Source organism: Arcobacter sp. CECT 8985 (genome assembly GCF_004116495.1).
Lineage (GTDB): Bacteria > Campylobacterota > Campylobacteria > Campylobacterales > Arcobacteraceae > Malaciobacter.
Genome location: NZ_PDKC01000052.1, coordinates 1 through 9,587, shown reverse-complemented (window position 1 = coordinate 9,587; position 9,587 = coordinate 1). Strand labels below are relative to the sequence as shown.

9 protein-coding genes are annotated in these 9,587 nt (G+C 25.9%); 1 reads left to right on the top strand and 8 read right to left on the bottom strand.

Annotated elements, in window-relative coordinates; all coding sequences use genetic code 11:
• The 4 genes from CRU93_RS13595 to abc-f all read right to left on the bottom strand — a co-directional run.
• On the bottom strand, positions 1 to 901 hold a 901-nt coding region (locus tag CRU93_RS13595; RefSeq protein ID WP_164967697.1), incomplete at its 3' end, for a hypothetical protein.
• 98 nt (positions 902 to 999) lie between these two features.
• Positions 1,000 to 2,268: a GGDEF domain-containing protein gene (locus CRU93_RS13590; protein WP_258238935.1), complete on the bottom strand. Its 1,269-nt coding sequence runs from the start codon at positions 2,266 to 2,268 to the stop codon at positions 1,000 to 1,002.
• Positions 2,269 to 2,273: 5 nt separating this feature from the next.
• Positions 2,274 to 2,717 (bottom strand): GatB/YqeY domain-containing protein, encoded by a 444-nt coding sequence (locus CRU93_RS13585; RefSeq protein WP_129104732.1) that lies wholly within the window; start codon positions 2,715 to 2,717, stop codon positions 2,274 to 2,276.
• Positions 2,718 to 2,754: 37 nt separating this feature from the next.
• The gene (gene abc-f, locus CRU93_RS13580; protein WP_129104731.1) at positions 2,755 to 4,713 is read right to left on the bottom strand and encodes a ribosomal protection-like ABC-F family protein; all 1,959 of its coding nucleotides are present in this window, start codon (positions 4,711 to 4,713) and stop codon (positions 2,755 to 2,757) included.
• A gap of 197 nt (positions 4,714 to 4,910) precedes the next feature.
• Here abc-f and CRU93_RS13575 point away from each other — a divergent pair, with 197 nt between their 5' ends.
• A complete protein-coding gene (locus tag CRU93_RS13575) occupies positions 4,911 to 5,813 on the top strand; it encodes a DMT family transporter (RefSeq protein WP_129104730.1) in 903 nt (300 codons plus the stop codon).
• 5 nt (positions 5,814 to 5,818) lie between these two features.
• On the opposite strand, the gene CRU93_RS13570 is transcribed toward CRU93_RS13575, so the two are convergent.
• The 4 genes from CRU93_RS13570 to CRU93_RS13555 form a co-directional block, all read right to left on the bottom strand.
• On the bottom strand, positions 5,819 to 6,751 hold the full coding sequence (locus CRU93_RS13570; protein WP_129104729.1) for an AEC family transporter: 933 nt from the start codon (positions 6,749 to 6,751) through the stop codon (positions 5,819 to 5,821).
• Between the two features lie 86 nt (positions 6,752 to 6,837).
• Positions 6,838 to 7,782 (bottom strand): malate dehydrogenase, encoded by a 945-nt coding sequence (gene mdh, locus CRU93_RS13565; RefSeq protein ID WP_129104728.1) that lies wholly within the window; start codon positions 7,780 to 7,782, stop codon positions 6,838 to 6,840.
• A 27-nt stretch (positions 7,783 to 7,809) separates the two neighbouring features.
• On the bottom strand, positions 7,810 to 8,694 hold the full coding sequence (gene lipA / locus CRU93_RS13560; protein WP_129104727.1) for a lipoyl synthase: 885 nt from the start codon (positions 8,692 to 8,694) through the stop codon (positions 7,810 to 7,812).
• Positions 8,691 to 9,410, bottom strand: coding sequence for a lipoate--protein ligase family protein (locus CRU93_RS13555; protein ID WP_129104726.1), 720 nt, complete (start codon positions 9,408 to 9,410; stop codon positions 8,691 to 8,693). Before CRU93_RS13555 ends, lipA begins: the two co-directional genes overlap by 4 nt.
• Positions 9,411 to 9,587 lie beyond the last annotated feature (177 nt).

Genomic DNA, 9,587 nt, shown 5'->3' with positions numbered 1-9,587 from the left:
ATACATAATACTCTTTATTATCAATTGTTTGAATAAAATGAATATTTTTTATATCTTTTAGAGTTAAATCAAATATTTTTTTATATTTAAAATCAGTAATTTTATCTTTAAAATTTACTGATGCATCAACATCTCCATTTTGTTTAAATAAAATAATTTTGTCATTTTTTCCTGCTTCTTTATGAAGTAGGTTACTTATGTTATTTATTAGTAAATCAATAGAAAATATAGTATTACTATTATCTATTTTTTTTGCATAAGTTATTCCTTTTGCTCCTTCAGCAGAATAGACAAATTCGTATGGAAGAGTTTTTACAATTTTATTACTTTTACTAGCTGCAATATACCAAGGTCTTATTGTTGGATCGTAAGTTGGCTCATCTTGCACTGTTTTAATTAAATTTAAATTTTTATCTAAATATTCATGAAACTCTACTCTTTTGTTGTTTTTAACTCTGTAAATTTTTAAAATAAGCCATTTTGCATTTTTATGAGCATTATATCTTTGTCTTATTTTGGTATCAATATCAAGATTTATTATTTCGTAAAAATCTTTGTTTTTATTTCCTAAATAAACCGAATAGATATAGTGATTATTTTCTAAAGTTGTTGTAAAAAGATTTAGAAGAGGGTGCTTTTCACCTTTTTTAGCAATAGTAGTAGTTGCTTTATAAAGTTCAAATATATCAATAATATCATTACTTGTTTTATCTATTTGTTGTATTTTATTGGTCAGTTTAAAAGTGATGTTTTTAAAACTATTTTCAGTAGCATCAAAAGCAAGTTGCTTTAAAAAATAGTATTGCAAAGATAAACTAACAATAATTACAGAAAGTACACATAAAACTAAAATTGTTGAAATAGCAGGTCTAATTTTTATAAAAAATTTATCTAATTTCATAATGACTCTTTTTAATAGATAATTTATTTTATCATAAAAAAAAGGGAAATTATAAAAAACTTAGTAATAAAATAAACAAATAATTAATTTATTACTAATTAAATAACTGTATCATTCTCTAATATGATTTTATTTCTTCCTTGATCTTTTGCACTATAAAGTAGCATATCTGCTTTTTGTAAGGCACTATCATACGAAGTATGATCATTTCTTATTGTAACACCTGCTGAAAAAGTAATTTTTATTTTTTCATTTTTATATACAAAACTATTTTCGTTTACAATACCTTTTATTCTTTTTAAATATTTAAGTAATTCTCTTTTTAAATTAAAGTGAATTAATACAAGAAATTCTTCTCCACCGTATCTTCCAACTACATCTGAATCTCTTGTATATTTAGATAAAATCTTACCAAAAGTTGATAAAATCATATCTCCTCCACCATGTCCATAAGTATCATTTATAGCTTTAAAGTGGTCAATATCAATAAATACAATTGCATATTGTGTATCATTTCTTTGAAAATTATTTTCTATTTTTTTAGCTTCATATTCATAAGCTCTTCTAGTTAATACACCTGTTAAGTGATCTTTTAAACTCTCTTCTTTTGATTTATTTAGTTGCTCTTCTAAAGTTTTTATTTTCGCTTCAAGTTCTTTAACTTTATTTTTCCCAGAAGATAGTTTTTCTCCCACTTGTGTCATTTCATTTTCAATGGACATAGCTGCATTTATAAGTTTACTTTGAAGATTTGTAAGCTCTTTTGCATTATTGTCTTTGATTTTTATTGATTGTATTTCATCTTTAATATTTGAAACTTCACTTCCACTTTCTCCACTACTAGTAATAGCTTCTGTTAAGTGTTTGCCCATCAAAGTTACAAGTTTTGCAATTTCTGCAGTTTTTTCTTTTACAACTTTTTTGTCAGCTTCAAATCTTTCAGTAATAAAATTTTGCATCTCTTTTTGAATATCTTCTTCAAAAAGAAGTGCAGGAGAATTTCCAATTTTAACAGAAAATTTTGAAATCTTTTCATCTAATCCTATTGAAATAGATGGACTAATAGACTCTTTAAATAATGCTGTCAAAGTAGTTAGATTTTTTGTCGCAACTCTATTTAATAATACAGGAATTAAATCTTCAAATGTTGTGATTTTTTTTTCTTTTATTTCTTGTTGCTCTTCTTTATTTAATCTTTTTACTAACTCTTTAAATTGATTACATTCATTTAAATTAAGTTTATACTCTTTTGCTACTAAACAAAATTCTTTATGATATTCATTTGGAGTTGGAGTTATTTGTTTATTAAAAAGATTTTTTATTGTTTGTTTTGAAACTTCTTTTATATTCTCCTGCATATTAGTCATTTATGTTATCCTAAGATTTTTTTTACAGTTTCGTTTATTCTTTTCCCATCTGCTGTACCTGCAAATTTTTTAGTTGCAACACCCATAACTTTTCCCATATCTTTCATACTTTGTGCTCCAACTTGTTGAATAATCTCTTTTATAGAAGTTTCAAGCTCTTCATCACTTAGTTGTTTTGGTAAATATTCTTTAAAAATATTTACTTGTTCCATCTCTTTTTCAACTAAATCTTCTCTATTTGCTTGTTTATATTGCTCTGCTGCTTCTTCTCTTTGTTTTATACCTTTTTGAATTAGTTTTAAAACATCTTCATCTGATAATTCTTTTCTTTCATCAACTTCAATTTGTTTAATCATAGTATTTATTGCTCTAATAGAGTCTCTTTTTACTAGATTTTTTGCTCTCATAGCATCTTTTAAATCATTTTTTAATTGTTCTTTTAAACTCATAATTTTTTTCCTTATTCGTTTTTAGTATTATATCTTCTTATGCGTTAAAGCTTTCTATTAATTCTTCAAGTTCTAAAAATCTTTCAACCTTTTGTTCATAAATTTCTTCAACTTCTTCTAATTCTTTAGAAACTGCCACTATTCCTTTTTGTTCATAACATTCTGGATTTGAAAGGCATTGATTGATTTCTTCTATCTTTTGTTCAAGTTCTTCAATCTCTTTTGGTAAATTATCATAATCTCTTTGATCTTTATAACTTAACTTTGTTTGTTTTTTAGGTTGAGTTTTTTTATTTTCTTGAATAATTTGGGATTTTTCTATGTCATTTGCATAAGATTCTAACTCTTTTATCTCTTTTTCAAATTCTAAATATTCAGTGTATGGTTGAAAACTCTCTTCAACTTTTCCATTAATACCTCTAAAAATAAATAGTTTCGTCGCAATTTTATCGACAAAATATCTATCATGACTTACGAAGATTAGTGCTCCTTGGAAGTTTTGTAAATACTCTTCTAAGATATTAATTGTTGGGATATCTAGATCATTTGTGGGCTCATCTAAAATCAAACAATCATAATCTTTAGTAAAAAGAAGTGCTAAAGCAACTCTATTTTTTTCGCCACCACTTAAAACACCAATCTTCTTATCAAGATACTCTCTTGGAAATAAGAAGTTCTTTAAATAACCAAAAACATGCATATTTCTTCCATCATCTAATACAACTCTATCTCCACCATTTGGACAAAATGTCTCTACTAATGATTTTGAATCATCAAGCATCTCTCTGTGTTGGTCAAAATATCCTATAGAAAAATCACCTTTTTTAAATCTTCCTTGATCGATTTTTAATTTTTCAGTAAAAAGTTTTAGCATTGTAGATTTTCCAGTTCCATTTGGTCCTACTATTGCAATTACATCTTTTTGTAAAATTCTTGTAGTAAAATCTTTAATTAGAAGTTTATTACCTAAAGATTTAGAAACTTTATCTAGTTCAAAAAGCATTTTTCTTTTATTTTTTGTTTCACCCGTTTTATTATTAAAAGCTTTTTGTTCTCTTTGTAGCTCAATAGACATTTTTCTAATTTGTGCAGGGTTTGATTTTGCTTTTTGTTTTAGTTCAAAATACTCTGATTTCCTTCTTTCATTTCTTTTTCTTCTTGCTGTAACGCCTCTTTGCATCCAATGTGCTTCTCTTTTTACAAGTCTGATAAGATTCTCATGCTCTTTTTGCATACTAGATAATATCTCTTCTTTTTGTTGTAAGTAATCACTATATCCACCATTGAATTTTCTTAAATTACCACCTTCAATTTCTACAATATTTGTAGCAATATTATCAATAAAATATCTATCATGTGATATGAAAAGTAATGTAAAGTTATTTTTCATAAGAAGAGATTCTAAGAATTCAACCATATAAACATCAAGATGATTTGTAGGTTCATCAAGAAGTAAAATATCAGGTTTTTTAAGTAATAGTCCTGCAAGGCTAACTCTTCTTTGCTCACCACCACTTAAAAGGTTTACATCTTTGTTTTCATACTCTTTTAGCCTAAATTCCTTTAAGACTCTTTCAATCATATTGTCTAAGTCCCAAGCATTATGAAAGTCAATAAAAGTAGCAAGTTCACTTTGCTCTTTTAATAATTCTTGATTTTCATAATCAGTAGAAAGTTCTTGAGTTAACTCTTCATATCTTGCTCTTGCTTGACTAAGTTCAGTTAATTGTTGTTCAATAGCTTCTCTTACAGTTAAATCATCATCAAATTTTGGTTGTTGTGCAAGCATTTCAATTTTTACAGATTTATCGATTGATTTTTCACCAGAATCTGCCTCATCCTCACCCATAATAACTTTAAGTAAAGTGGATTTACCTTGACCATTTTGACCAATTACAGCAACCCTTTGTCCTTGTGTTAATGTAAAGTTCACATCTTTTAAAATAACTTTTGTATCGTATTGTTTATTTATGTTTTGTAAGTCTATTAGTGCCATTTGATTTTATAAATCCCTTGATTAAAAATAAGTATATATATAAAATAGTTTTTAATTTTAAATAAGCTAATATTATAGCTTATTTATGATGTAAAATAATTGAAAAGCTTTTTTTTATTATTTGAAAATTAAATTAATATTTATAAGCAAGGGATTACTTTGAATAAATCTTTAATAATACAAAAGTGCAAATTTAAATGAAAAAACTAATTAATGAAAATATTGCTATTGTTTATATCGCTTTATGTATAATTTTATGGTCTTTAATACCTACATTTGTAAAGATAACACACTCAGAACTTGACCACCATTTATATTTGTTTTATTCTTCAATTATCTCTTTTTTATCTATATTTATTGTTGCAGTTTATGAAAAGAGTTTAAATCAAATTTTATATTATTCAAAAAGAGTAATATTAATACTTTTGTTTTTAGGATTTTTAGATTTTTTATACTATTTACTTTTATATTTTGGATATAAAAAAGCAAATGGATTAGAGGTTTTAGTTATACAATATATGTGGCCTATATTTATTGTATTTTTCTCTTTATTTATACTAAAAGAGGCTTTTACAACTAGAAAGTTTTTTTCTATAATTTTTGGTTTTTTTGGTGTTGTTTTAGTTATAACAAAAGGGGATTTTTCTACTTTGGATTTTTCTCAAATTGATGTTTTATTTATTGTAATGATAGGAACTATTTCTTTTGCTCTTTTTTCTGTATTGAGTAAAAAAGTTAAAGTAAATGCCACAAATGCAGTGATGTTGTATTTCTTTTCAGCAATTATTTATTCAGCGATTTCTGTTGGAAGTTATTCTAGTTTTTCTATTCCTTCTTCTTATGTTGATTGGTTTAGTATTTTAATAAATGGTATATTTTTAAATGGAATTTCATATTTATTTTGGATAAAAGGTTTAAAAGCATTTGATGCATCAAAAGTTGCACCATTTATATTTATCACACCTATTTTAGCTGCATTTTTTCTAATATTATTTTTTGATGAGCCTGTTTTACCTATATATTTTCTAGGATTGTTTTTTGTTATTTTATCAGGTCTTATAAATAGTTTTAAGTTTAAAAAAATAGCTTATAAAAAGTAGCTTTTTTAAAATTTCATCATTCCAAATAAAAATATCATAAGAGGTATATAAAATAGTGATACAATTGTTGAGATAAATACAGCAATTGACATTTTTTGAGGTTTTACATCAAGTAAAGTAGCAACTGTTACTGTGTTTCCTGCAAGTGGAACAATTGAAAAAATAAACATAAGAAGATAGTAATCTTTATTTAAAAAATGAATAAAGTTATTATCAAAAAATATAAATAATATAATCAATGCAGGCCAAATTATAAACTTGATAAAAAGAGTATAATTTATAAATTTCAAATCAAATGAGTTATTTGTTTTGATTTTCTCCATACCCATTCCAAGTAACATCATTCCTAATATTGCATATGCACCTTTTAGGTAATTTGTATAATCCATAAACATTTCAGGTATTTTAAACCCTAATATATTTAATACTACACCTAAAATAAAAGCGTGTAAAACTGGAAGCTTTGCAACTTTTAAAAGGCTCTGTTTTGCAGTAAAGTTACCTTTTGCAGTTATATAATATCCAACTGAGTTTTGATATAAAAGTGAGGCTAATACTGTAAAAATAAAAACATCAACAATATTAGGTTCTAAAAATAAAATAGCAAGAGGAATGCCAATATTTCCTGTGTTTCCTGTGGCTGTACTAAAAGCTAATAAATTAGCAGTATTATCAGAATATATTTTATTGAAATATTTAAGTGAAGTAAATGCAATGGTTGTACTTAAAACAAAAAAGAATATAGGCAAAAATACAACTGAAGCATCTAGTTTCACACTTATTGTTGCATTAAATACGATAATAGGAGCTAAAATAAAAAGTAAAATTTTTGCAATTGTCTCTTTATTACAATTTAAAAAAGCAGTAGAAAAAACTCCTAAAATAATGCTAAAATATAGAGGAATTATTTTCATTAATAATGTCAAAAAAACACTCAATATAAATCCTTTTAGAGTAATTAGAAAAGTTATATTTAATTTAATAAAATAAAAGTTACACGATAATGTGTAACTTTTTGGGAGGTTTATACGAAAAATTTATTTTCTAAAGTATCAACAAGCTCTTTAACTGAAGCAATTGATTTAGCAAATTCTGAAGTTTGTTTTTCATCTAGGTCTAATTCAATTATTTCTTCAACTCCATTTTTCCCTAATTTTACAGGAACACCAGCTACAATATTTTCATAACCATATTCACCATTTAACATTACTGCACAAGGGTAAACTTTTTTGTTGTCTGTTAAAATAGCTTCAACCATAAGTGAAGATGAATAAGCAGGAGCATAATATGCTGAGCCAGTCTCAAGAAGTTTTACAATTTGAGCTCCACCATTTCTAGTTTTAGTAATAATTTCTTCTATGTCTTCATTATTTAAAACAGTATCTAAAGATTTACCATCAACTGTAGAGTGGTTTGCTAATGGTACCATATCATCACCATGTCCACCCATTACTGATGCTTCAATTTTACTTTTTTCATTTCCTATTTTTTCTTGAATAAAGTGACTCATTCTTGCACTATCTAATATACCAGCCATTCCAAGTACTCTATTTTTATCAATATTTGCAGCTTTAAGTGCTGTATAAACCATTGCATCTAATGGATTTGAAACAATAATATAAATTGCATCTTTGTTATAATCTTTAATTTCGTTAATAACAGATGTCATAATTTTTGCATTAGTTAATAATAAATCATCTCTACTCATACCTGGTTTTCTTGGAATTCCAGCAGTAATAACTATAACATCACAATTTGAAAAATCTTCAGGCTCTTTGGCTGCTGAAACTTTTGTTTGTGCATTTGCTGCATTTGCAGATTGTGAAATATCTAAAGCCATTGCTTCTACAATGTTTTCTCTTAAATCTTTTAATACAATTTGTGAACAAAGACTTTTTGTAGCTAAAGTAAAAGCTAAAGTAGCACCTACATTCCCTACACCAATTATTCCAACTTTTTTATTATTCAAGATAAATCCTTTCTTTTGTTAATTTAATTATATACTATTTTTGTCTTTTGATAGATACTCATGCGCTAAGTATGAACTTCTTGCATATGGAGTACTATGTACAAATTCAAAACCTAAATCAAGTGCAATTTCTTTGTATCTTTGAAATTGTTCTGGTTTTACAAACTCTTTAACTTTTTCATAATCTCCAGAAGGAGCTAAATATTGACCTATACTTAAAAACTTACAACCAACTGCAAGTAAATCTTTAAATACTTGAATCATCTCTTCTTCTGTTTCACCAAGTCCTACCATTAAAGCACTTTTTGTTTTTACTTTATCTTTTCCTAACTCTTTTATTCTTCTTAGAACATCTAAACTTCTTTGGTATGAAGCATTTCTTCTTATGTGATAAAGTGAAGGAACTGTTTCTACATTATGTCCAATAATAACTGCACCACTATCAACAGCTCTTTGTAATGATTCTTCTTTTGCTTTAAAATCAGGTATTAAAATTTCTACTTGTGTTCCTGGGGATTTCTTTAAAATATTTTGAGTTACTCTATAAAACTGTTCAGCTCCACCATCTGGTAAATCATCTCTTGCTGGGCTTGTAAGAACTACAAATTTAAGTCCAAGTTTTATTACAGATTCTGTAACTCCATCAATTTCAGCTAAGTCAACTTCTGTTGGTTTTCCTGTGTGAACATTACAGTAAGTACATCTTCTTGTACAAATATTACCTAATATTAAAAATGTAGCATTTCCTTTTGAATAACACTCACTTATATTTGGACATTTAGCTTCTTGACAAATAGTATGTAAGCTATGTTCACCAAGTAGTGCTTCCATCTTTTTCTGTTCATGTGGAACAAGCTTCTTTCTAAGCCATTCTGGTTTTTTAAAACTTACTTTATTTTCATCTACGCTCATTTTTTATCCTCTAATAATAGATTTAATTTCTCTTTTTGTTCTTTTGTTAAATCTGATTGTTCAAATTTTACATTAAAAGCTTTTTTAAAAGCTTCAATAACTTTTTGCCGTGCTTCATCAAAACTTAGATGTATTGAAAAATCTTCTAAGCTCGAACCTATTTTTATATCTTTTTTAGTAGTTTTAATAGGTATTGAACCATGTTGAAAAATCATTTTTTTTGATCTTTTTTGTGCATTTCCTCCGATTTTAATATCATTTACTAAAATATCATATGCCTCAAAACCAACTTGACAAAATTCACTTTTACTTAGTGTGACATTTTTTGAATCCTTTGCAAAACAAGCATTTAATCCTAACTGCTTATAAAAAGTAATAAGAAATTGACAAATTTGCTCATAACTTTGTTTTACACTAAGACCATCCATGTAACTACTTGGTAAAATTAAACTATATGATAAATCATGTCCATGAAATAAAATACCTCCACCAGTTATTCTTTTGGCACAGTTGTTTTTATACTCTTTTATATAAAGAGGATAGTCTTCACATTTTTGTGATAATCCTACTGTAAAAGAGTCTTTCCATGAATAAAGTCTTAAAATTGGTAAATCATCTTCTTTAAAAGAATTTGCAAGAATTTTGTCCATTTGCATGTTAAACTTTGCATTTTCTTTATCTGTAAGAATTAATTTAAAAATTTTATTATTTATCATTTTTATCTTCTTTTTGTTTTAATTCTATCTAATCTTATAGATTTTTCTGTGATTAGATTATATCTTTTCTTGAAGAGAAATGCATTAAGTAGTGCTATTTAATATAATAAATTAAACAAAAATTAATTTTATGCAGTGTTTAATACATTTTAAATACATAAGTAAACTATATATAAG

Coding starts and splice junctions, on each gene's coding strand:
- CRU93_RS13590 (WP_258238935.1), bottom strand. CDS start 2,268: ATGACTAATATGCAGGAGAATATAAAAGAAGTTTCAAAACAAACAATA.
- CRU93_RS13585 (WP_129104732.1), bottom strand. CDS start 2,717: ATGAGTTTAAAAGAACAATTAAAAAATGATTTAAAAGATGCTATGAGA.
- abc-f (WP_129104731.1), bottom strand. CDS start 4,713: ATGGCACTAATAGACTTACAAAACATAAATAAACAATACGATACAAAA.
- CRU93_RS13575 (WP_129104730.1), top strand. CDS start 4,911: ATGAAAAAACTAATTAATGAAAATATTGCTATTGTTTATATCGCTTTA.
- lipA (WP_129104727.1), bottom strand. CDS start 8,694: ATGAGCGTAGATGAAAATAAAGTAAGTTTTAAAAAACCAGAATGGCTT.
- CRU93_RS13555 (WP_129104726.1), bottom strand. CDS start 9,410: ATGATAAATAATAAAATTTTTAAATTAATTCTTACAGATAAAGAAAAT.